This window comes from Sphingomonas faeni (assembly GCF_024273235.1).
Lineage (GTDB): Bacteria > Pseudomonadota > Alphaproteobacteria > Sphingomonadales > Sphingomonadaceae > Sphingomonas > Sphingomonas faeni_A.
On sequence record NZ_JANBVH010000043.1, the window covers coordinates 1 to 21,377 of the forward strand.

The 21,377-nt window shown below is 65.9% G+C and carries 24 protein-coding genes; 12 read left to right on the top strand and 12 right to left on the bottom strand.

Features of this window, described 5'->3' with window-relative positions; translation table 11 throughout:
* Nucleotides 1-678: 678 nt before the first annotated feature.
* Complete coding sequence (locus NLI89_RS21930; protein ID WP_254688283.1) at nucleotides 679-1,833, top strand: GGDEF domain-containing protein; 1,155 nt, start codon at nucleotides 679-681, stop codon at nucleotides 1,831-1,833.
* Between the two features lie 234 nt (nucleotides 1,834-2,067).
* Entirely contained in the window at nucleotides 2,068-2,256 is a 189-nt protein-coding gene (locus NLI89_RS18250) for a hypothetical protein (RefSeq protein ID WP_254688284.1), read from the top strand.
* Nucleotides 2,257-2,267: 11 nt separating this feature from the next.
* On the opposite strand, the gene NLI89_RS18255 is transcribed toward NLI89_RS18250, so the two are convergent.
* On the bottom strand, nucleotides 2,268-2,879 hold the full coding sequence (locus tag NLI89_RS18255; RefSeq protein WP_254688285.1) for a hypothetical protein: 612 nt from the start codon (nucleotides 2,877-2,879) through the stop codon (nucleotides 2,268-2,270).
* A 128-nt stretch (nucleotides 2,880-3,007) separates the two neighbouring features.
* Here NLI89_RS18255 and uvrA point away from each other — a divergent pair, with 128 nt between their 5' ends.
* The gene (uvrA, locus tag NLI89_RS18260) at nucleotides 3,008-5,908 is read left to right on the top strand and encodes an excinuclease ABC subunit UvrA (protein ID WP_254688286.1); all 2,901 of its coding nucleotides are present in this window, start codon (nucleotides 3,008-3,010) and stop codon (nucleotides 5,906-5,908) included.
* Nucleotides 5,909-5,943: 35 nt separating this feature from the next.
* Nucleotides 5,944-6,450, top strand: coding sequence for a hypothetical protein (locus NLI89_RS18265; protein ID WP_368077299.1), 507 nt, complete (start codon nucleotides 5,944-5,946; stop codon nucleotides 6,448-6,450).
* A gap of 180 nt (nucleotides 6,451-6,630) precedes the next feature.
* Here NLI89_RS18265 and NLI89_RS18270 read toward each other — a convergent pair whose 3' ends face one another.
* Nucleotides 6,631-7,290: a hypothetical protein gene (locus tag NLI89_RS18270; protein WP_254688288.1), complete on the bottom strand. Its 660-nt coding sequence runs from the start codon at nucleotides 7,288-7,290 to the stop codon at nucleotides 6,631-6,633.
* Nucleotides 7,291-7,432: 142 nt separating this feature from the next.
* Entirely contained in the window at nucleotides 7,433-7,492 is a 60-nt protein-coding gene (locus NLI89_RS18275; protein ID WP_254688310.1) for a BrnA antitoxin family protein, read from the bottom strand.
* Between the two features lie 129 nt (nucleotides 7,493-7,621).
* On the opposite strand from NLI89_RS18275, the gene relB reads away from it, so the two are divergent.
* Complete coding sequence (gene relB / locus NLI89_RS18280) at nucleotides 7,622-7,786, top strand: type II toxin-antitoxin system RelB family antitoxin (RefSeq protein ID WP_254688311.1); 165 nt, start codon at nucleotides 7,622-7,624, stop codon at nucleotides 7,784-7,786.
* 69 nt (nucleotides 7,787-7,855) lie between these two features.
* Here the strand turns inward: relB and NLI89_RS18285 are convergent, their stop codons facing one another.
* Nucleotides 7,856-8,152, bottom strand: coding sequence for a BrnA antitoxin family protein (locus NLI89_RS18285; RefSeq protein WP_254688289.1), 297 nt, complete (start codon nucleotides 8,150-8,152; stop codon nucleotides 7,856-7,858).
* Complete coding sequence (locus NLI89_RS18290) at nucleotides 8,112-8,384, bottom strand: BrnT family toxin (protein ID WP_254688290.1); 273 nt, start codon at nucleotides 8,382-8,384, stop codon at nucleotides 8,112-8,114. Before NLI89_RS18290 ends, NLI89_RS18285 begins: the two co-directional genes overlap by 41 nt.
* Nucleotides 8,385-8,580: 196 nt before the next feature.
* Between NLI89_RS18290 and NLI89_RS18295 the strand changes: the two genes are divergently transcribed.
* The 7 genes from NLI89_RS18295 to NLI89_RS18325 all read left to right on the top strand — a co-directional run bounded on the left by NLI89_RS18295 (nucleotide 8,581) and on the right by NLI89_RS18325 (nucleotide 12,860).
* Nucleotides 8,581-8,913 (top strand): hypothetical protein, encoded by a 333-nt coding sequence (locus NLI89_RS18295; RefSeq protein ID WP_254688291.1) that lies wholly within the window; start codon nucleotides 8,581-8,583, stop codon nucleotides 8,911-8,913.
* A gap of 520 nt (nucleotides 8,914-9,433) precedes the next feature.
* Nucleotides 9,434-9,676 carry a hypothetical protein gene (locus NLI89_RS18300; protein ID WP_254688292.1) on the top strand — a complete coding sequence of 81 codons (243 nt, stop codon included), beginning with the start codon at nucleotides 9,434-9,436 and terminating at the stop codon, nucleotides 9,674-9,676.
* Nucleotides 9,673-11,154 carry a hypothetical protein gene (locus tag NLI89_RS18305; protein WP_254688293.1) on the top strand — a complete coding sequence of 494 codons (1,482 nt, stop codon included), beginning with the start codon at nucleotides 9,673-9,675 and terminating at the stop codon, nucleotides 11,152-11,154. Before NLI89_RS18300 ends, NLI89_RS18305 begins: the two co-directional genes overlap by 4 nt.
* Nucleotides 11,114-11,545: a DUF3597 domain-containing protein gene (locus NLI89_RS18310; protein WP_254688294.1), complete on the top strand. Its 432-nt coding sequence runs from the start codon at nucleotides 11,114-11,116 to the stop codon at nucleotides 11,543-11,545. Before NLI89_RS18305 ends, NLI89_RS18310 begins: the two co-directional genes overlap by 41 nt.
* A gap of 77 nt (nucleotides 11,546-11,622) precedes the next feature.
* A complete protein-coding gene (locus NLI89_RS18315; RefSeq protein ID WP_187504717.1) occupies nucleotides 11,623-12,036 on the top strand; it encodes a glycine zipper 2TM domain-containing protein in 414 nt (137 codons plus the stop codon).
* A gap of 275 nt (nucleotides 12,037-12,311) precedes the next feature.
* A complete protein-coding gene (locus NLI89_RS18320; protein ID WP_031394996.1) occupies nucleotides 12,312-12,524 on the top strand; it encodes a cold-shock protein in 213 nt (70 codons plus the stop codon).
* A 105-nt stretch (nucleotides 12,525-12,629) separates the two neighbouring features.
* Nucleotides 12,630-12,860: a hypothetical protein gene (locus NLI89_RS18325; protein ID WP_128454309.1), complete on the top strand. Its 231-nt coding sequence runs from the start codon at nucleotides 12,630-12,632 to the stop codon at nucleotides 12,858-12,860.
* 628 nt (nucleotides 12,861-13,488) lie between these two features.
* On the opposite strand, the gene NLI89_RS18330 is transcribed toward NLI89_RS18325, so the two are convergent.
* The 7 genes from NLI89_RS18330 to NLI89_RS18360 form a co-directional block, all read right to left on the bottom strand.
* Nucleotides 13,489-14,478, bottom strand: coding sequence for a cell wall hydrolase (locus NLI89_RS18330; protein ID WP_439144539.1), 990 nt, complete (start codon nucleotides 14,476-14,478; stop codon nucleotides 13,489-13,491).
* Nucleotides 14,479-14,943: 465 nt separating this feature from the next.
* Nucleotides 14,944-17,775, bottom strand: coding sequence for a M16 family metallopeptidase (locus NLI89_RS18335; RefSeq protein ID WP_254688295.1), 2,832 nt, complete (start codon nucleotides 17,773-17,775; stop codon nucleotides 14,944-14,946).
* A gap of 8 nt (nucleotides 17,776-17,783) precedes the next feature.
* Nucleotides 17,784-17,981, bottom strand: coding sequence for a hypothetical protein (locus tag NLI89_RS18340; RefSeq protein WP_128454312.1), 198 nt, complete (start codon nucleotides 17,979-17,981; stop codon nucleotides 17,784-17,786).
* On the bottom strand, nucleotides 17,978-19,126 hold the full coding sequence (gene tgt, locus NLI89_RS18345) for a tRNA guanosine(34) transglycosylase Tgt (RefSeq protein ID WP_254688296.1): 1,149 nt from the start codon (nucleotides 19,124-19,126) through the stop codon (nucleotides 17,978-17,980). Before tgt ends, NLI89_RS18340 begins: the two co-directional genes overlap by 4 nt.
* 4 nt (nucleotides 19,127-19,130) lie before the next feature.
* On the bottom strand, nucleotides 19,131-19,586 hold the full coding sequence (locus tag NLI89_RS18350) for an EF-hand domain-containing protein (protein WP_254688297.1): 456 nt from the start codon (nucleotides 19,584-19,586) through the stop codon (nucleotides 19,131-19,133).
* A gap of 8 nt (nucleotides 19,587-19,594) precedes the next feature.
* Nucleotides 19,595-20,620 carry a tRNA preQ1(34) S-adenosylmethionine ribosyltransferase-isomerase QueA gene (gene queA, locus NLI89_RS18355; protein WP_254688298.1) on the bottom strand — a complete coding sequence of 342 codons (1,026 nt, stop codon included), beginning with the start codon at nucleotides 20,618-20,620 and terminating at the stop codon, nucleotides 19,595-19,597.
* Nucleotides 20,621-20,627: 7 nt separating this feature from the next.
* The gene (locus NLI89_RS18360) at nucleotides 20,628-21,353 is read right to left on the bottom strand and encodes a peptidylprolyl isomerase (RefSeq protein WP_254688299.1); all 726 of its coding nucleotides are present in this window, start codon (nucleotides 21,351-21,353) and stop codon (nucleotides 20,628-20,630) included.
* Between the last annotated feature and the right edge of the window lie 24 nt (nucleotides 21,354-21,377).

A 21,377-nucleotide genomic window follows, 5' to 3' on the forward strand; every position in this document is an offset into this window, starting at 1 on the left:
TCCGCCGGGATGACGGGGGGAGGGGTAGCAGGGGCAGGGGCGCAGGGGCGCGATCAAGTGGCAGCGTGAACCGCCGTAAGCTCACGATCTGCAAGGTCTTTGACGGTATCACCCACTCCAACACCCCGACCTCGGCACCCCTCTCAAACCCACCCAACCCACACCCCCCTTCAGTCATCCCGGCGAACGCCGGGACCCACGGTCACGGTGGCCCCAGCGACATCGCGCCATCATGACCCGGTCCGCAACCATGGGTCCCGGCGTCCGCCGGGATGACGGGAGAAGGGCAATGGGGTGGTCGATTAAAGGGGAATGCGAACTCGGAAAGATCATGATCTGCCCGGGCCATCACGACGCCAAGCAGTCCACCCCCAATCCGTCATCCCGGCGAACGCCGGGACCCACGGTCACGGTGAACCCGGCGAGATCGTGCTGTCATAATCCGGTCCGCGACCGTGGGTCCCCGTATCCGCCGGAATGACATTGCGAGGGGCCGGTGAGCGCGGCAAAAGTGGCGCGCAATCCAAGGCGAGGCCTGTCGAGCCGACGGCCACCGAACCCGAACACCCCCGAACACCCCAACCCCAAACGCAAACTTCCGTCGCGCCACCCGACCCAAACGAATCCTTAGCAAAGCCAGCCTATTAGCCCACGAAACGAACGAACAAGCAGGTGTCCGTGGCGCTCGATCTCACTACCCTTTACGTCGTCGCCGCACTCGGCATGCTCGTCGCGGGGTTCATCCACCTCGTGCCCGTCGCGACCGGTCGGTTCGGCCGATGGGCGGTCCTGTGGGGCGGAGGCCATCTCGTCGTCGGCTTCGGCACGATGATGGCGGTCCTGAACGACAGTATCGGCCTCACCTGGGCGCCCAATACCGGCAATCCCGCCGCGGTGATCGGATACGCGCTGATCGCCGGTGCCGTCCTCCGGTTCGCATGCCCGAAGGCCCGTCTGGCGCCGCTGCTCGGCATCGCCGCGCTTCTCGCCGTCCCGCTGATCGTCAGCGATGACCCGGCCTATTTCAACGTTCGCGTCGCCTATCTCAGTATCGTCCGCGCAAGCTTCGACATCGTCGTCGTCGTCGCCGCCATCCGCCTCGCACGGCGCGAATCGCTACAGACCGGCTGGATCGTCGCGGCGCTGTTCGCGATCACCGTGCCGCTGTTCCTCGGTCGCGCGTGGCTCGCCTATCACGACCGCATCGGCACGCAGCTGACCGGCATGCACGACGGCCTCGGCGCATGGCTCGCCGCAGGCCAGATCGCCTTCATCATCTTCCGCGCCTTCTCGCTGCTGATCCTCCAGGCCGAGCGCGGCCAGAACGCCCTGCGAGACCAGTTGGAGCGCGACTGGCTGACCGGCGCCCTCAACCGCGCCGGGCTCGATCGCGTCGCGAAGGCCCTCGCGCAGCGCTCTCGAGAGACGCGGCTGACCGCCATGATGCTGGACGTCGATCGCTTCAAGGCGCTCAACGATTCCCAAGGTCATACCGCCGGCGACGCCGCTCTACGGTCGCTCGCCGACATCGTGCACGCGGCGATCGGCGAACAGGGATATCTTGTCCGTTGGGGCGGTGACGAATTCGTATGCCTGCTGCCCGGTATCGGCATCGATCGCGCCCGGATACTCGGAGCCGACATCGCGAGCCAATTCGCGCAGACCATGATCGGGCAGGGCGCCGTCGAAATCCGACCCAGTGTGAGTATCGGCATCGTGGAAGGTGATGCGGCCGACGGGATCGCCGATCTCATCGCACGCGCCGACCGGGCGATGTACATAGCCAAAGGCGACCGCTCCCGATCGTCGAGAGCGTTCTCGAAAGCCGCCTGACGCAGTGGCGGCCGCCGGGCGAAACGCGGATGGCACGGTGTAAGTGCAATACCTGGTCGACAGTAGGACCCGGTAGAGAGGATGGAGTAAAGCGGTAGTGCATCTTGCACCCTCTCCGTCTCCGGCAGTTCCGCAGTGTTACGGGGAGGCACCTGTAAGTATTGGACGATATCCAATGTGGTGTGAACTGGTCCGCAGTGATAAAAGCACGAGTCCCGAGCAGCGAGGGACGATATGCAGCGCAAGGCATCACCGACCGTCACGCCGGAAATGGCTGACCAGATCCGCCTGCTCAAGGCGCAAGGCCTATATCATCATCAAATCGCGGCCTTGCTTGAGATCAACCAAGGCCGCGTTTCGGAAGTGGTGACGGGAAAGCTTCATCCGCCAGGTGAAGAACGCCAAAGCACGCTCGATATCTGACGGAAGTCCTGTCACTTCGTAGGTGGCGTATCCTTGGGTCGCCCGAACCCGACGAACAACCGTTCGAGCCCGACCGTGACCGAGTCGATCACCTTGGCGAATTCGGGCGGTAATGCGTTCGTCTCGCTGCGAGGCGGTTCGGCAGTGTCGCCGGCGAACGGCCCGGTACCCGACGACTTGACCGCCTCCGCACCCGCATCCGGCTCGACCTTCGCCGCGGTCGGCTCCGACGGCGGAGAGTTTGGGGCAGAGGGCGGGGCGGGCGGGGCAGGCGGCGTCGGTCGCGCGCTCGGCTTGGCGTCATGCTTCGAAATCGCGGTCGCCGCAGCCATCAGGCCCGCCGCGATCATCTGCCGCCCGACCGGCGTTCCCATCTGCCGCGCGATCGTAGTGGCAATTGCGGCGAACGGTACCCCGCCCTCATGCTTGCCGCCCCCATGCTTGTGGCCGTCATGCTTATGGTCGTCATGCTGGTGGCGCTTATGCCCGCCGCCGTCCCGCTCGCCCGCATCATGTCCGGTCGCCCGCATGTCGATCTCGACCTCGCGCTCGCGGCGTTTCCGCTCGTCCTTCTTCTTGCCCATGTCACGCTCCAGCACTGTATTGTCTATCCAATACACCATGTAAGTATCGCCGGGCCGCGCCACAATGCCCCCTTTCGTTCGGCACCCGCGTTACCCATCTCTCCACTCGACCTGACGGCGCCGCGACGGGCTTGCCGCATCCGAACAAATATGGAACACACCGCCTCATGCTGACCAAGATTTCCGTACGCGGCGCGCGCGAGCACAACCTCAAGGACGTCGACATCGACATCCCCCGCGACACGCTCACGGTGATCACCGGCCTCTCGGGCTCGGGCAAGTCGAGCCTCGCGTTCGACACCATCTACGCCGAAGGCCAGCGCCGCTACGTCGAGTCGCTCAGTGCCTACGCCCGCCAGTTCCTCGAACTGATGCAGAAGCCCGACGTCGACCATATCGAGGGCCTGTCGCCCGCCATCTCGATCGAGCAGAAGACCACGAGCCGCAACCCGCGCTCGACCGTCGCCACCGTCACCGAAATCTACGATTACATGCGCCTCCTCTGGGCGCGCGTCGGCATCCCGTACTCGCCCGCCACCGGAGAACCGATCGCCGCGCAGACCGTGTCGCAGATGGTCGACCGCGTCATGGCGCTCCCCGAAGGCACGCGCCTCTACCTGCTTGCCCCGGTAGTCCGTGGCCGCAAGGGCGAGTACCGCAAGGAACTCGCCGAGTGGCAAAAGGCCGGCTTCGCGCGCGTCCGCATCGACGGCGAGATCCACGACATCGACGAAGCCCCCGCGCTCGACAAGAAGTACAAGCACGACATCGAAGTCGTCGTTGACCGCCTCGTCGTGGGCGGCGAAATCGCCACGCGCTTGGCCGAGAGCTTTGAAACCGCGCTGAAACTCGCCGACGGCCTCGCCTATGTCGACCCCGCCGACCCGGTCGAGCCGCACACCCCCAAGTCCGAAATCCTCGGCAACAACGCCCCGGACGGTCGCATAGTCTTCAGCGAGAAATTCGCCTGCCCGGTCAGCGGCTTCACCATCTCCGAGATCGAGCCGCGCCTGTTCTCGTTCAACGCCCCGCAAGGCGCATGCCCGGCCTGCGACGGCCTCGGCGAGAAATTGCTGTTCGACGAAGACCTCGTCGTCCCCAACCACGCGCTCAGCATCAAGAAGGGCGCGGTCGTCCCCTGGGCGAAATCCAACCCGCCATCGCCCTATTACATGCAGGTTCTCGGCAGCCTCGCGCGCGAATTCAAGTTCGACATCGAGACCCCGTGGGGCGAGCTCCCCGAAGAGGTCCAGCGCACCATCCTGCACGGCTCGAAGGGCAAGCCCGTCACGCTCACCTTCATCGACGGCAAGAAGAAATACGACGTGTCGAAGCCGTTCGAGGGCGTCATCGGCAACCTCAACCGCCGCATGCTCCAGACCGAGAGCGCCTGGATGCGCGAGGAACTCAGCAAGTACCAGTCCGCCGCGCCCTGCGAGGTCTGCCACGGCGCGCGCCTGAAACCGGAAGCGCTCGCGGTCAAGATCGCGATGAAGGACATCTCCTACGCCACCCATCTCTCGGTGGTCGACGCGCTCCAGTTCTTCACCGACATGCCGCAGCATCTCGGCGATCAGCAGAACGCGATCGCCGAACGCATCCTCAAGGAGATCGTCGAGCGGCTCGGCTTCCTCAACAACGTCGGCCTAGACTACCTCAACCTCGACCGCACCTCCGGCACGCTCAGCGGCGGCGAAAGCCAGCGCATCCGCCTCGCGTCGCAGATCGGCAGCGGCCTGTCCGGCGTGCTCTACGTCCTCGACGAGCCCTCGATCGGCCTGCACCAGCGCGACAACGACATGCTCCTCAAGACGCTCCGCCGTCTGCGCGATCTCGGCAACACCGTCCTCGTCGTCGAGCATGACGAGGACGCGATCCGCACCGCCGACTACATCATCGACATGGGCCCTGGCGCCGGCGTCCGCGGCGGCCAGGTCGTCGCGCAGGGCACGCTGAAGCAGATCCTCAAGTCGAAGGGCAGCATCACCGCCGACTATCTCAACGGCACCCGCGAAGTCCCGGTCCCCACCACGCGGCGCAAGGGCAACGGCAAGAAGCTCACCGTCCACAACGCGGTCGCCAACAACTTGCGCGGCGTCACCGCCAGCCTGCCGCTCGGCACCTTCACCTGCATCACCGGCGTCTCCGGGTCGGGCAAGTCGAGCTTCACGATCGACACGCTCTACGCCGCCGCCGCACGCGAGCTGAACGGCGCGCGCATCGTCCAGGGCAAGCACGACAAGATCACCGGCCTGCAATATCTCGACAAGGTCATCGACATCGACCAGTCGCCGATCGGCCGCACCCCGCGCAGCAACCCCGCCACCTATACCGGCAGCTTCACGCAGATCCGCGACTGGTTCGCCGGCCTGCCGGAATCGCAGGCGCGCGGCTACAAGCCCGGCCGCTTCAGCTTCAACGTTAAGGGCGGCCGCTGCGAGGCGTGCCAGGGCGACGGCGTGCTCAAGATCGAGATGCACTTCCTCCCCGACGTCTACGTCACCTGCGACGTCTGCCACGGCGCGCGCTACAATCGCGAGACGCTCGAGGTGAAGTTCAAGGGCCATTCGATCGCCGATGTGCTCGACATGACGGTCGAGGACGCCGCCGAGTTCTTCAAGGCGGTCCCCCCGATCCGCGACAAGATGGCGATGCTGGTCGAGGTAGGCCTCGGCTACGTCAAGGTCGGCCAGCAGGCGACGACGCTCTCGGGCGGCGAAGCGCAACGCGTCAAGCTCGCCAAGGAACTCTCGCGCCGCGCCACCGGCAACACGCTCTACATCCTCGACGAACCCACCACCGGGCTCCACTTCGAGGATGTGCGGAAGTTGCTCGAAGTCCTCCACGCGCTGGTCGAGCAAGGCAACACGGTGGTGGTAATCGAACACAATCTCGACGTCATCAAGACCGCCGACTGGGTGCTGGATTTGGGCCCGGAAGGCGGCGTCAAGGGCGGCGAGATCGTCGCGGAGGGAACGCCGGAGAAGGTCGCGAAGGCCAAGGGCAGCTTTACGGGGAAGTATCTGGCGCCGTTGCTGGAGCCCAAGAAGGTCGGCGCTGCGAAATGAACATTTGGCGGCCCGAATTCGAGGCCGCCTTGGAGTTGTTCGCGTCGGTCAGCGCGGCGGTCGTGCGTTGGGGCTTTGTCGCACCGGTGCTCGTCGGCGGTGCGGCGGTGGAGCTATACTCAGGGAGCGCCATAGCGACGGGCGACTTCGATCTGGTGACCGCGCGCCAGGATGTCGTGGAGCAGGCGCTGCGGGACCACGGTTTCGTCAAGCCGCGCGGACCGGGTCGCCTAACGCGCGGCTGGATCCACCCCGATCTGAAGCTCGGTTTCGAAGTGGTCGGATCAGCGCTTCTCGACGGAAGGGCGGAACAGGGGCGGGTTCGGCTGATCGACGTATCCGCCGGGGACCGGTTCGCCGTGATATCCGTCGAGGATCTGATCGCCGACCGCATGGGCCAATATGGGTCGGGCGCCGCACCCGACATGCTCGCACAGGCCCAAACTTTGTTCAGGCTTTATCAGGGCCAGGATGATAGCTATCTGGACCGAAGAATTCGCGAAGAAACCTCGAACGACTATGGCATCGACGACATCCTCTAGCCAACGCGCCACCCCGCTCGCCGATTTTGCGGAGGATGTCGCACGTCGGCGTGCGTGCGTCGGCGATGTCGTGATGCCGCGCAACGCTGGCATGCAGCGGACGGAGAGCAAGCGTGCCTTGCTGGCAGCGATCAAGGACGCGGGCGGAAATTGGTAATTTGCGTGCTGCCATATCGGATATCATTTAAAATGATCTCTCCACTCCTTTAATATACGGCGATACCGCAACTCAAAAACCTCTTCCTCATTGCCAGCCAACGGGTATTCTTCGGTCCCAAAGGCTAACCCGCGCAAAACGTCCAATATTCTCATATCCGCGATGTTCAGTTCAGGCAGTGCTTTGCTCATCAGCCATAATCCGAGGCGTGCTGCTTCCGGCGTTAGCTCAGGCTTCTCCGAGAAATACGGGTAAATATATTGGAAGCGATCGTCGCCGATACGCAGCGATAAGAGATTTTCTACTTTTACGATGCCTTCAATTTGAACGAATCCATGGCTGGATTTTATTGGACTAGGAAGCGTGGCGATCGGTTCATTGATCCTACGACGTTTTTCATTCCACCAAACTAAAAATCCGTCAGTCAGACGCGGATAAAGGCCCTTACGCCGCCAGTTTTTTTCAACTTGCTCGGTAGTAGCTTCTCGTAAATCTCTTCCGCCCCCTGCATGGGCTTTTGCGTCACTCCAGAATGGTACGTGGAAATCGCCACCGGGCGTAGATCCCTCATCTTGTTTCTTCATCAATTGCAATGCATCGACGCGGATCGCAGTCGAGCGCAGGTTGTCCTTGAGCATGAAAAGCTTGAGCAGCTTGCGTAGGTTGACCTTATCAAGTGCCATTCAGATTTTCCTGCCACTGTGAATTCATCTTTTACATGAGCCGGGAAAACTGCTGATGGCAATGAACAGCAAATATAATTGTAAAAATATAGAATCCGACCTGTCGGGCAATTTTCGCAAAGCCGCGTTGATGCCGCCCCTGTCACGTAGGGCCGCCTTCACGGAACTTTGCCAGGACATCCGGATCGAGCCGCAACGTCATCTGCTGTTTGGCGCGTTCGTGGAGTGGCCGGCGTCCCTTCACGACGCCATTCCCGCTCCGGCGTGACGCGCCGCGCTACCGGCTTCCAGCCCCCGCCGCCGCCTGCTATATTCCCCGCATGGCTAAGCTATCGCCATCGAGTCCGAGTTCGCGACCACCGAAGACGCGGACGCCTATGACGCGTGGTTCCGCGCTAAGGTCGAGAAGGCGATGACGTCCACCGCCCCCGGCATCCCGCACGATCAGGTGATGACGATGGTGCAAGAGGTGATCGAGAAGCACAGACCACAGTGAAGCGGCCATTCGTCTGGACGCACGATACGATGTACAAGTTGTCGTCTTCCACGCCCGCCAGCGTTACCCTTAAAGCCCTGCCGCCGTGCGCAATGCCGCATTGATCCGCCCCTGCCACCCCGGCCCGCCCTCGCGAAACTTCGCCAGCACGTCCGGGTCTAGCCGCAACGTCACCTGCTGCTTGGCCGCATCGCCCAGCGGCGGGCGCCCGGCCCGCGTGAGGGTGCCGTTCGCCGGTCGCACCACCTTGCCGCCGATCGCCAGTTCGGCGCGGTCGAGTTGGTCGTCGGTCCAGGCCGGCGTGTCCTCGTCATGGGAATTGGGGTCATCCCAGGCGGGGGGCGATGCGGCGGCTTTCCTTGTCATGGCAGTTCCTCATCGAAATCACGCGGATGCCGGTATCGGTCGGCGTCCAGACCACCAGCACGATCCGCGCATCGAGCCAGCCATACGTCTGGAACCGCGGCTCGGGATACGCGAACCGATCGTCCTCCTGCGTCAGCACCGTCCCCGCAAACACTTGCGTGGCATCGGCGAAATCGAGCCGTCGCTCCGCCAACGTCCACGCGCGCTTCTCGGGACCGAAGCCGATCTCCACTCTCGTTCCTTTTATGTAACTACAATAATGCCGCGGTCAAGCCGAGCATAGCCCCGCATCACGGTGCGCAACGGCAATCGTATCCGTAACGGACGCATCCCCGTTACCCGCGCCCGTTACCGCGCGCGGTACCCGCGCAGCGCGGAACCCCTGCCGCCGACCGTCCGTTTCCGAGGCTGCATCAAAGGACATTCCCATGCCCAATTTCGACCATCGCCACCCCCACCAGCCTGTCCGCAAGCCCAAGCCCAAGACGTTCGGCCTCTCCGTCCTCTCGCTCGGCGCCGCGGCGATCGGGCTCGGCGGGGCGTTGCTCGCGGTGTTCCTGCGCTCGAAGAAGAACCCCGCCGAGCATGCCGCGCCCGATCTCGCGCTCGACAAGCCCCGCCCCGGCGCAGACGATCGCGCGCCGGAGGCCTTCCGCCCCGATCCCACCGCGGTCCCCACCAAGGCCGAGCGCGAGTCGCTTCGCCCCGCTACCGGCCCGGCGCCGTCGTTCGCCGCGGATCGTGGTTCGACGCTCGGCTGAGGTGGGGCGGGCGCTGATCCTCCCCCGCAAGGGGGAGGTGGCTGGCCCTTGCCAGACGGAGGAGGAGGGGGCGACCACGCAGGTTCCGTGTCCTCCCCCTCCGTCACCTGCGGTGCCACCTCCCCCTGGCGGGGGACGATAAGAATCGCCGGACCGTCTACGCCGGTCCTGAAGCCACTACCCCTTCTGCGTCACCCCGGACTGGTTCCGGGGACCACGGTTCCCCAAACGCGATAGCAGCGGTCAAGCCGACCGGTGGATACCGGAACAATGCTCTCCTGAGCAAAGCCGAAGGGTCTGGTATGACGGGGGAGGGCGCCACCTCCCGATCGTTCTCCTGCGAAGGCAGGAGCCCAGGACCAAGCAGGACACCGATCGCGTCCCCTGGCCCCCGCCATCGCAGAGGAACAAGACCGCACCCCTGCCGCCGGAGCATCCCCCGCGGCACCTGATAAAACCGCTGTCCTACACACCCCGATCCGGCATACCTGATCGGTCCTCTCTGTAACGAGGATCGATCATGGCGAACGCACCCACCCCAGCCGATCCGCAACCCTGCCGCACGGCCAGGCGCGCAATGCCCGCCCCCAGGCCCCGCTACGAACCCCCGATCCCCGACGACCTCCCCGACGCGGTCCGCCACGTCATGGCCTGGCAAGCGCATGTCGACGCCGGCCGGATCGGCAACCGCATGCCCGTGTCGCCCGAGATCGCCGCCAACCGCGACCGCAGGACCGCGCTCGCCCGGACCATGCGCAAGTGACCGCCGCTCTCCAGGAATACGGCACCGATCCCCGCGCCGATCCGGGCGCCGATCCCGGGACGGACCAAGCCGCCGAACCAGACGCCTGCTCGCAAACCGCCCCCGCGCCCTCGCAAACCAACCCCGCCGCGCGCGCCTACATCCCAGCCACCCCGACCCGCTACACCCAGCGCAGCGACGGCTGGACCCCGGATCGCCAGCGCGGCTTCCTCGAACGCATCGCCGAGGGCGCCACCGTCGACGAGGCCAGCGCCAGCGTCGGCCTCTCGCCCGGTGCCGCCTACACGCTGCGCCGCCGCGCGGCAGGCGCAGCGTTCGCGCTCGGCTGGGACGCCGCCAAGCTCGTCGCGCGGCCGATCGTCGCCGAAACGCTGTTCCTCCGCGCGATCGCCGGCCAGACCGAGCGCGTCACCCGGCCAGACGGCGAGGTGATCGAGCGCCACCGCTACGACAACCGCCTCGCCATGTCCTTGCTCAACCGCCTCGATCGCCACGCCGACGCCACCGAGACCGCCAACGCCGCCACCCGCATGGTCGCCGCCGAGTTCGACGCCTTTCTCGACATTATCGCGCGCGACGCCGGCCCCGCCCGCGCCGGCCTGTTCCTCGGCGAGCGGCTACCGTCCGACGCGATAGGCGATAGCCCCGCGGAAGCGGCGATGGCACCGATCCTCGCGCTCGCCCGCGCCGATCGCTGGCTGCGCACCGGCGCCGGCCTAGCCTCCGAAATCGACATCACCGATCTCGATCCGGCCGCCCGCGCCACCTGGACCGCCGAGCAATGGGCGCGCGCCGAGGCCGCCGGCCTGCTCCGCCTCGCGCCCGAACCGGTTCCCGCGCCCGCGCCCGCGGCCGCAACCACGCCGCCCGCCGAGCCGCCCGCCGGACCCTCGCCAGCGTCTGCACTTCCTATACTTCACTCGGATATGCACGAGGGTCGCATCGGCGATTGTCCGGTCTGGTACGATCATATCGCCGAGCGGTGGCGCACCTGCTTCCCCCCGCCGCAGCCCTATTTTGGTGACGAGGACGGGGCGTTCGGCGACGACGACTACAGCCGCGAATGTTCGGACGACGAGGGGATCATCCTCGAGGCGCCGCGCGACCGTGAGATCGCCGAACGCGTCGTCACCGAGGGCGCGGACCGCGACACGTGGTTCGTCGGCTTCGCGATCGACGCAGGGCTGGTCGATGCAGACGCAGCGCAAGCCAGCGGCACCACCGATGCGCGCCGCGTCGCGGGGCTCGCCTGGGCGTTCGATCCGCTGCGCGTGCCCGAGGTCGAACCCGCTCCCGCGCCGCAACGCGCCGCCGACTCCACCGCCGATCCCGATCAGTCGCAACGCGCGGACGATCCACCGCTGCGGCTTGCCGGGCCTGCACCCAATTCCCGCATCGGGCGTTCTCCCGCCGTCACTCTAATCGACGGAAACCCCCATGAGCATCTTCAGCAAGATCAAGTCCGCTATCTTTGGTGAGAAGGGTCCGCTCGGCAGCGGTCATTTCGGCACGCCCAAGGCTGTTCCCGCACCGGCTCCCGCCCCGCAGACCACCGCGGCCCAGCCAGCGCCGACGCCCGCCGCGCCGGCTCCGCAGGCCGCACCCGCTCAGGCAGTCGACGTCGAGGCCGTTCTCTCGGGTATCGCTGCGAAGAAGGGTTCCGATCTGAACTGGCGCACCTCGATCGTCGACCTGATGAAGCTGCTCGATCTCGATTCGAGCCTCGACAACCGCAAGGAACTCGCGACCGAGCTCGGCTATACCGGTGCGAAGGACGGCAGCGCGGAGATGAACATGTGGCTGATCAAGGCCGTGATGCGCGAGCTGGAAAAGAACGGCGGCACCGTGCCCGCCAACCTCAAGGACTAAGGCCATGTCGGCGCCGGCAACCAAATGCCGGCGCCGATCATTACGCTTTCAGTACCAACTCTCTGAAAGGAAACGAAATGCGCGTTGCGATGCTGGGCCTGCTGGCCGCCTCCACCATGGTTGCCGGCTGCGTCGGCGACGGGGGCAGCCGCTACGGCGTCGACCCGCGCTATCGCTCCTACGATTATAACCGGCCCGATCCTGCCTATGGCAGCTACGACGCCGGCCGCTACTACCGCGACGACCGCCGCTATCGCGAGCGCCGCCTGTCGCGCAACGAGCGTATCTATCGTGGTAACGACGGCCGCTATTACTGCCGCCGCAACGACGGCACCACCGGGCTCATCGTCGGCGGAGTCGCGGGCGGCGTGCTGGGCAACATCATCGCCCCCGGTGGTTCGGGCCTGCTCGGCACCGTCCTCGGTGCGGCCGGCGGTGCGCTGGCCGGGCGTGCGGTCGATCGCTCCAGCAACGACACGCGTTGCCGCTAAATTGCTCGACCGGCGCCGAAATATCGGCGCCGGTCGTTGTAAATCATGAATGGGTCGAGCGGCGCGGGCAAAAATATTATGCGCGGTAATCGACGCAGTTCTTGACCCATTTTACCGGCAAGATTTGCAATTCCGGCGGTCTTGGCCCATATGGTGCTCAGCTACAGTCGCACATCGACGGTTCTTGGCGCTTTGCGGCACCTTTCTCCTTCTTTCCCTGCTCCGCGGCATAGGATGGCCCACGTCGGGCCGTTCAAAATAAGAAGGAGCCTCGCATGGCTATCACCGGAACCGTCAAGTTTTTCAACGCCGACAAGGGCTATGGCTTCATCGCGCCGGATGGCGGCGGCAATGATGCCTTCGTGCACATCACCGCAGTCGAGCGCGCCGGCATGCCGACGCTGAACCAGAACCAGCGCGTCACCTACGAGCTTGAGCCCGACAAGCGCGGCAAGCAGTCGGCTGTGAACCTCCAGCCAGCCGATTGATCTCGCCGGCGGATTTCGGTCTGCCGCCTGATCTCGGTTGCGGTGCGGCGGTCTTCGGATCGCCGCACCAACTCTATTTATTCTCTCTCGCAGGAGCGCACCAGCATGGCCGATAATCCAGAATTTTACCGGGCCCGCGCTGATGAAGAGCGTCGCAACGGCGATGCTGCGCAACTCGACAATGTCCGCGATCGCTGCCGCCGCGCCGAAAAGGCCTGGGACGACATGGCCTCGCGCGCAGAACGCACCCAGATCCTCCGCGCCGCCCGCGAAGCCGCCCCCCCCGGTGGCGAACGCATGATGATCGGCACCCCCTCGATGGTCCCCGCCGAATAGGCGAACCGTCGATTGCAGGTCGAAGCGAATGAAACCTGAGTGCAGCGATGCGCTCGGGTTTTTTCTTGCGCGTTGATGCATCGGGCCCCGTCGAAGGTCGGCAAGGGGTTCGCGCAGAGGCGCAGAGAACGCGGAGGCTTCAGCCGAGCCACCGGCGATCGAATACCGACGCTTCGGCATTCTACGTCCTGCGAAGTTCCACAGCTTTAGCGCCGCGCGGCCACAGGTAGCTTGAGCAACCTTACAATTTCCGGTCATCCCCGCGGAGGCGGGGACCCATATCCTCAGATGTCCCGGACTGTTCGCCGAAGCCTGCCAGTAGTGATCCCCGCCTGCGCGGGAATGGCTTTGAGATATGCGGCGCTCCGTCGGTTCTAGACGGGAGATACTCTGTGCATGGCTGAAGGTCTGCACAATGCCGAGTTATACTGCGTCGAAAGATCAACCCAAAGTCGATCCGTCCGTGCAGGTCGGGCAGGGGCACCCAAGCGCACCACCTCCGCGTCCTCTGCGTCTCCGCGCGCAAAAACTCTTGGCCTCCTGATCCAACCGGTGGTCGCGCCAGAGCAAGGGGTATTTCCCCACCAGAAGCGGCCGGGTGAGGAGGACACTGGCCCGATACCAGAGCCTATTTCAACGGCTTCCCCGAATCCTTCCACCGATCGAGGATCTGCGATTCCGGTGGCAGCATATTTGTCACTACCGGCACGGCTGGCGTGGCAGGCACTGGCTTAACCTCCGCGAGCACCACCGGCGCGACCGGCACCGGAACGGCGACCGCCGCCGCCCCCGCCGCAGCGATCATCTGCGGTGTCGGCGCCGCGACTGTAGGCGAGGTCATATGCGGCCCCGGCACCGGCTCGCCGCCCGCATAGCGCTGATTGAACGCGGCGGACGTGCCCCAATACCCCTTCCACCGATGGAAGAAATGCGCGCCGACCACGTCGGTCATCACCAGCGCCCGGTTCCACGCCGGCGTCACCGCATAGGTGTGATAATGTGTCGCCAGCCCGACGGGCGCATAGACATAGCCTGCCAGCGCCATTCCCGCCGCTCGCGCCGCGCGCACCCATGCCGCCCGCGCCGGCATACGGGCGAGCGCGCCGTCGCAGGCGAAGCTGAACTGGCAGCCGGCATGCTCCGATCCCTGATACACCACGCCGCACACCGTTCCCGGAAACGCCGGATGGCGCGCCCGATTGAGGATGACCTGCGCCACCGCCTGTTGCCCGGCGTCGGACTCGGATGCGGCTTCGTAATAGATCGCGGCGGTGAGGCATTGCAGCGCACGGTCACGGTCGAGCGCCGACGCGCCTACCATCGAGAACGGTCGCGCCGGCACGACGCCGGCATCCAGCACCGCGCCCGCGGGGATTGGCAGATCGGGCAGGTCGATCGTTCCCGTCACGCCTGCCGCCGGCGCCGCGGTTTCCTGATCGGCGGACGGCATCGCGCTCGATACTGCGCGCGTATCCGCTGCCACCATCGCCCGATCGCGCGCGGCATTGCGCGCGGAAATGCCGCGGAGAGCGGCGTGCGCGGAGATGCCGGCGCCGATCACCAGCACCGTAGCGACCATCGCCAACCAGATGCGGCGCATCAGCCGAACCGTCTGCACCCGAACGCGCACGCTATGACCTCATAATGCCGGCATGAGCGGAATGCTCACACACCTGAACGATGCCTGTCGAATAGCCGATTTCGGTGGCTCGATCCCTTCCCAATTTCGGCCGTCCCACCGCGGGACGGAACGGTATTCGGCTAGGGCCGATCGACCTTCAGCTTGAACGCCAAATCAATCCTTTTCTCCGTCATGCCGGACTGGTTTCGGGGTCCACGGTGCCGCAAGATCGAGGGAATTGGGCTTGGGGAACCGTGGACCCCGGAACGAGTCCGGGGTGACGGAGCGGTTGTTGCCTCGCCCGGTACCAAAACATCGAACGTCGATTGCTCTGGTTCGGTATGCGTGGCTCGACAGGGAACGATAATTTCACATATCCTTCCCCGCCGTTACCACCGACGCGTCCTATCCTTCCGGATCACGATCGCCCGCCGGCTCGCAGATCGGCTTAGCAGCGATGGCTTACCGTAAGGTTGCGGTATCCAGTTTCAGCGCAGCCTCGGGAATCACTTCCACGTTCGGATACGCCTTGCGCAGCGGTTCGATGAACTGCTTGGCATCGCCGACCACGACGATGCTCGCCGCCTTCGGATCGAGCAGCGCGACCGCCGCCGCCTGCACCGCCGTCGGATCGACCGCACCGACCGCACCCGTAAAGCGCTGCAACTCGCCGAGCGGCACGCCGTTCTGGACATACGCGCCGAGGATCCCGGCAACGCCCGACGTCGTCTCGATCCCGCGACCGAAACTACCGACCAGCACGGCCTTGCGCGTGTCGAGTTCGGCGGCGGGCACGGGCGCCAACCCCAGCCGCGCCATCTCGGCGGCGATCAGCGTCACGACCTCTGCCGCGGTCGGGTTCTTGGTCTGCGTCCGCGCGGCGATCGTGCCTTGCGTCTTGCCAGCATCCAGCCCGCTGCTCGCCCCGTAGGCAAGCCCGCGCTTGATCCGGATTTCCTGGTTCAGCCGCGAAGAGAAGCCGCCGCCGAGCACGGTATTGCCGACCGCCAGCGGGTAATAGCGAGCGTCGTTCCGCGCGATCGCCGGCCGCGCGACGACCACGCCCGCCTGACCCGCCTCGGGCATGTCGACCACGATCACACGCGGCTTCGGATACACCACCCGAGGCGCGTTCGCCGCCGCCGTACCAGCCGATTTCCAACCCCCGAACTGCGCCTCCGCCAACGCCTTCGCCCGCGCCGCGGTGACGTCGCCGACCATGATCAGCGTCGCCTGGCCCGGCTGGAAACTCCGTGCATAGGCGGCGGCGATGTCGGGCCGGGTGATGGACTTCAACGACAAGGGCGTCCCCCCGATCGGTGCACCATAAGGCGATCCGCCGAGCACCGCACGGTCCGCCACTAGCCCCGCGACCTGTGCAGGGTTCTTGAGTGCCAGGGTGACGGCATCGACCTGCTGGGTCCGCGCGCGCTCGATCTCCTCGGGCGCAAAGGCCGGGTTCACCGCCACGTCCGCCAGGATCGCCATCGCCGGCGCAAGCTGGTCCGACTTCACCGTCACGTCGACCGACGCGCCATCGCTGCCTGCCGCGCTGCCGATCGCGCCGCCAAGCCCCTCGATCGCCCGCGCGATCTGGGTTGCCGAGCGCGTCCTGGTTCCCTTGGTCAGCAGTTCCGCGGCCAGGCTGCTCACGCCCGCGCGGTTCGCCGGATCGGTCGCCGCACCACCGGCGGTCACCAGATAGGCGGTGACGATCGGCAGGTCGTGCCGCTCCACCGTGACCAGCCGCATGCCGTTGGCGAGACGAACCTCGACCGGCTGCGGGATCGTCGGCGATACCGGCGCGCTCGGTGCGGGCGGCTGGACGCGCTGGCCGTCCGGCGCAGGCGTCACGATCTCGACATCCGCAGGCGTCTTCAGGTCGGCAACCTGGACGGTCGGCGCCACCGCGATCGTATCGGCCGCGCCTCCTGCCGGTTTGTCTGCAATCGGCAGGTACCGAATCGTCGCCGACTGGTTCTCTCCCAGATATTTCCGCGCCACCCGCTGGATATCCGCCGCAGTCACGCGAGAGATCGCCGCAAGCTGCTTGTCCGCCGCCTGCGGATCGCCGTCGATCAGCACCGCGGCGGCCAGCGTGCTCGCCTTGCCCTCGGCGGTCTCGCGCGACTGGATCGACTGGGTGAGGATCTCGTTCTTCGCTTCGGCCAGTTCGGCCGCGCTCACCGGCGCATCGCGGAACCGCGCGATCTCGCGCTTAAGCGCCGCCTCGCCCGCCTCGGGCGTCTTGCCGCCCGCCATGATCGCATAGACCACCAGATTGCCGGTCGACTGCTTGGTATCGAGGAACGCCTCCGCCGATTGCGCGAGCTGGTCGCGGTACACGACGTTCTCGTACAGCCGCGAACTCTCGCCCGTCGCCAGCACCGCGTTCAACACGGTCAGCGCCGCGCTATCCGCATCGCGGTCGGCAGGCACGTGATAGCTGACCAGCACCGCAGGCAACGGCGTGTTCGGCTCGTACACGGTGCGCGTCACCGCCTTGGTCCGTGCCGGCTCCGCCACGGTCACGCGTGGGATCGCCGCCGCGGGCTTCTTGATCCTGGCGAAATACTGGTCGACCCAGCCGTTCAACTGCGCGGTGTCGAAATTGCCCGACACCACCAGGATGGCATTGTCCGGCCGATAATAGGTCGCGTGGAACGCACGAACGTCGTCGATCCCGGCCGCCTCGAGATTCTCCAGGCTGCCGATCGTCCCGCGCGCATAGGGGTGCGCAGTATAAGCAAGCGCCGGATAATAGAGCGAGAACAGCTTGCCGTACGGCCGTGCGAGCGTGCTCTGGCGCAGTTCCTCCTTCACCACGTCGCGCTCCGACCCGAAGCTCTTGGGCTCGACGACGAGGCTCGCCATCCGATCTGCTTCCGCGAACAGCAATCGCTGGAGGTGGTTGGCCGGGATGACCTCGTAATAGTTGGTGTAGTCGTCGTTGGTCGACGCGTTGTTATAGCCGCCGACGTCCTCGGTCAGTCGGTCCATCTGCTCCGACACCAGGTTGCGCGTCGACTTGAACATGAGGTGTTCGAACATGTGCGCGAACCCGGACTTGCCCTTGGGGTCGTCCTTCGAGCCGACATCGTACCACACCTGCACCGACACGTTCGGCGTGCCGGTATCGCGGATCGCATAGACGCGCAGGCCGTTCGGCAATGTGCGCTCGGTGTAGGCGATCGGCTTGACCGAAACCTGTGAGGAAGCAGGCGCCACCTGCGCCACCGCCGCTACGGGGAAACATGCTGCGGTCAGCAGCAGCGCGGAGCGGAGGAGGCGCATAAGGGTCCTTACTTGTTGCGGTTCGCGAACAGCACCGCGCCCGCGATCGCCGCCGAGCCGATCCCGACGCCAAGGCCGATCTTCGCGAGCGGCCAGCTCTTCGCCTTTTCGGCGGCGTTGTGCGCGGCGACTTCGGCCTGCAGCTTTGCCTCCTTGGCGGCGGCAAGGATCTCGTTCGGGGTATCGCTGTCGATCTTGATGGTCACTTGGGCTCTCCTTCACTCTTCCGGGCATACACCGCACGGAAATCATTCGCGAACTGCGTCAGCGTTCCCGAGGCGATCGCCGCCCGCAGGTCCGCCATCAGCGTTTCGTAGAACCAGATGTTATGCTCCGTCATGAGCATTGCGCCAAGCATTTCGCCCGACCGAACGAGGTGATGCAGATACGCCCGGCCCCAGGTCGCGCAGACCGGGCAGGGGCAGGCGGGGTCGAGCGGCCCCATATCCTCGGCGAATTTCGCGTTGCGGATGTTGATCGGCCCGGTCCGCGTGAACGCCTGGCCGGTCCTGCCGGACCGCGTCGGCATCACGCAGTCGAACATGTCGATCCCGCGCTCGACCGCACCGACGATGTCGTCGGGCTTGCCGACGCCCATCAGGTAGCGCGGCTTGTCGACCGGCAACTGGCCCGGCGCGAAGTCGAGGCAGCCGAACATCGCCTCCTGGCCCTCGCCGACCGCCAGCCCGCCGACCGCATAGCCGTCGAAGCCGATATCGATCAGCGCATCCGCCGACGACTTCCGGAAGCCCTCGTTCAGCGCGCCCTGCTGGATCCCGAAGATCGCGTTGTTCTCGGCATGCTCTTCGCCGCCGTCGAACGCCGCGCGCGACCGCTTTGCCCAGCGCATCGATCGCTCCATCGCCGCGGCCTGCACCTCGCGCGTCGAGGTCGTCGGCACCAGTTCGTCGAACGCCATGACGATGTTCGAGCCGAGCAGCCGCTGGATCTCGATCGACCGCTCCGGGCTTAGCAGATGCCGCGTGCCGTCGAGATGCGACTTGAACGACACGCCTTCCTCGGAGCGCTTGGTGAGGTCGGCAAGGCTCATCACCTGATACCCGCCGGAGTCGGTCAGGATCGGCTTCGACCAGCCCGAAAACGCGTGCAGCCCCCCCAGCCGCGCGACCCGCTCCGCGCCCGGCCGCAGCATCAAATGATAGGTGTTGCCGAGGATGATGTCCGCGCCCGCGCCGACCACGTCGGCGGGCTTCATGCCCTTGACGGTGGCCGCGGTGCCGACCGGCATGAACGCCGGCGTGCGGATGTCGCCGCGCTGCATCGCGATGACGCCCGTGCGCGCCTTGCCATCGGTGGCCGATATGGTGAAGTCGAAGCGAGGGCGGGTCATGGTATCAGCGTTTCTTGCGGATGCCGTAGCGATCGCCGACCGGCGCGCCGCGGATGGTGATGAGTTCGGCGCGGGTCAGCACGCCGTCCCTGTCGCGGTTGAACCGCACGAAGAACTGCGCGAACCGCGTCTGCAATTCGGCGAGCGTGATCCGGTTGTCGCCGTCGCGATCGACCTCGAACGGGCTCGGCAACGCGTTACGATCGCCCAGCCACGCCTGCGCCCAATCGGCATAGGCGATGTATCCAATCGATCCCGTCGCCGCGCCCTCGGCGGTGGCATAGCTCCGCGCGACACAGGCGGTCAGCTCGGCCTGCGTCACGCGGCCATCGCCATTCGCATCGCAGGCGGCGATGAACAGGGCGGCGGGCTCGGCGAAGATCGTTGCAGGCGGTTGTGGCGTCCCCGCGGGTGGCGGCGCGGCGGTAATGGCCTGGAGCAGAGCGAAAGCGAGCAGCATGCCGCCCGTCATGGCAGCAGAAGCGAGGCGTCGCCATAGCTGTAGAAGCGATACTTTTCAGCGATCGCATGCGCATACGCCGCCTGCATCCGCTCGCGCCCCATCAGCGCCGACACCAGCATGAACAAGGTCGAGCGCGGCAGATGAAAATTGGTCATCAAGCCGTCGATGCCGCGGAACCGATAGCCCGGCGTGATGAAGATCGCGGTATCGCCGTCGAACGGGCGGATCACGTCGTCCTCGCCGGTCGCGCTCTCGATCAGTCGCAGCGACGTCGTCCCGACCGCAATCACACGCCCCCCCGCAGCGCGGACCGCGTTCAGCCGGTCGGCGGTGGCTGCATCGATCCGGCCCCATTCGGCATGCATCTTGTGCTCGGTGGTATCGGTAGCCTTCACAGGAAGGAACGTCCCCGCGCCGACATGCAGCGTCAGCGTGGCATGTTCGATACCCGCGGCATCGAGCGCCGCCATCAGCTTCGGCGTGAAATGCAGCGCCGCCGTCGGAGCCGCCACCGCGCCCGGCTCGGACGCGAACATCGTCTGGTAATCGTCCGCATCGCGTTCGTCGGTCGGGCGCTTGCCGGCGATATACGGGGGCAGGGGCATGTGGCCCGCGCGTTCCAGCAATAGCTCCACCGGCTCGTCGCCCGCGAACACCAGTGCGTAACTCCCGTCGTCCTCGCGATCGACCGCCGCCGCGCTGACGCCGTTGCCGAATTCGATCACGTCGCCATCGCGCAGCCGCCGCGCGTTGCGGATGAACGCGCGCCATCGCCGCGGCCCCTCGCGCTTGTGCAACGTCGCGCCGATCTTCGCATCGCCGCGCGTCCCGTCGAGCTGAGCCGGGATCACCCGCGTATCGTTGAAGACGAGCATGTCGCCACGTCGCAGCAGCGACGGCAGGTCCGATACGCCCGCATCCAGCGTGCGATCACCTTCGAGCACCAGCATCCGTGCAGCATCGCGCGGCGCCGCAGGGCGGAGCGCGATGTTGTCGGTCGGCAGGTCGAAGTCGAAAAGGTCGACGTTCAACGCGAGGTCACTTCTTTGCAGGAGCCTTCTTTACGGGCGCCTTGCGGGCAGCCGGTGCGAGCTTGGGCTTGGCCGCATCCGGACCCGATGCCGTACCCGGCAACGTCACCGGTGCGCCGAGCGCCGGGGCAGGCGGACCCGCGACATACGCCGGGGGATTATCGGCCGCGATATACGCATGGACGATCCGCGACGGGTTCGCCGGCGGCTCGCCGCGCTCGATCGCGTCGACATACTGCATCCCGTCGATCACGCGACCGAACACGGTGTATTTCTTGTCGAGGCTGAGGCGCGGCTGGAAGACGATGAAGAACTGGCTGTTGGCGCTGTCCTCCTTGTCCGACCGTGCCGCCGAGACGGCCCCGCGGACGTGCGGCAGGTAATTGAACTCCGCCTTGACGTCGGGGAGCGTCGAGCCGCCCGTGCCGTCGCCCTTGGGATCGCCGCCCTGCGCCATGAAGCCGTCGATCACGCGGTGAAACGCGAGGCCGTCATAGAAATGCTGGCGCGTGAGCGTCTTGATCCGCTCGACCATCAACGGCGCGACGTCGGGCCGCAGCCAGATCGTCACGCGGCCACCGGTCGACAGGTCGAGCAGCAGCAGATTCTGTGTATCGGTCGTGAGCGGCGGCGTCAGGCGCGCTGGGGCTGCCACGACATCCTTCTTCTGCGCCGCGACCGGCACCGTGACCAGGCACCCGAGCAACGCGAACATTCCGACAAAAAATCGCATCAAATTCCCACTCGCAAGAGGCCC